Here is an 847-nt window from a genome sequence, read left to right on the forward strand (position 1 = left end):
CCGCTTGCGGTGCTCGCGACGCGCATGCCGTGGGCGCAGCTCGAAGCTACGATGGCGCCGCTGTTCGCGCATCGCAATCGTGAAGGCATTGCTGCGCAGGTGATCGATCTGTTCGGCGCGACAGCGCAACTTGCCGGCGCGGGCGTGAGCGCAGCGGGCCGACCGCGGTTGCCGATTCGCCGCATGCTCGGGTTGCTCTACTTGAAGCACGCGTTCAATGAGAGCGACGAGTCGGTGTGCGAGCGCTGGGCGGAGAACGTGTACTTTCAGTACTTCTGCGGCGAGGAATACTTTCAGCCGCGGCTGCCGTGCGATCCGACCAATTTGGGACGCTTTCGCCAGGTGCTCGGCGAAGCCGGCGTCGAGGAGCTGCTGGCAACGACGATCGCGGCGGCGGCAAACATGAAGATGGTCGAGCCTTCCGAATTCGAGGCGGTGATCGTCGATACGACCGTCCAGGAGAAGGCCGTCGCGTTTCCGACCGACAGCCGGCTGCTGGAAGTGGCGCGTGCGAAGCTGGTGAAGCTGGCGCAACGTGCCGGGCTGACGCTGAAGCAGACGTACGAGCGCGAAGGCAAGATACTGCGCCGTCGCGCCGGCGGCTACGCGCACGCGAAGCAGTACAAGCGGCTGCGCCGTGTCCTCAAGCGACAGCGCACCGTGCTCGGCCGGTTGTTGCGCGACATCGGGCGCAAGATGGCGGCGGCCACTGAAGTGCATCAAGCGACGCTGAAGGTTTGGCTCGAACGGGCATGGCGGATCTGCCGCCAGCAGAAGAAGGACAAAAACAAGCTGTATGCTCTGCATGCGCCGGAAGTCGAATGCATCTCGAAAGGCAAAGCGCGCC

General features: G+C 64.5%; 1 protein-coding gene. It reads left to right on the plus strand.

Annotated elements, in window-relative coordinates:
• Positions 1-847: IS5 family transposase (locus tag CFB82_RS41690; RefSeq protein ID WP_143751104.1), on the plus strand; the 847-nt coding region annotated here is incomplete at both ends.

It is taken from the genome of Burkholderia sp. HI2714 (assembly GCF_002223085.1).
Classification (GTDB): Bacteria; Pseudomonadota; Gammaproteobacteria; order Burkholderiales; family Burkholderiaceae; genus Burkholderia; species Burkholderia lata_D.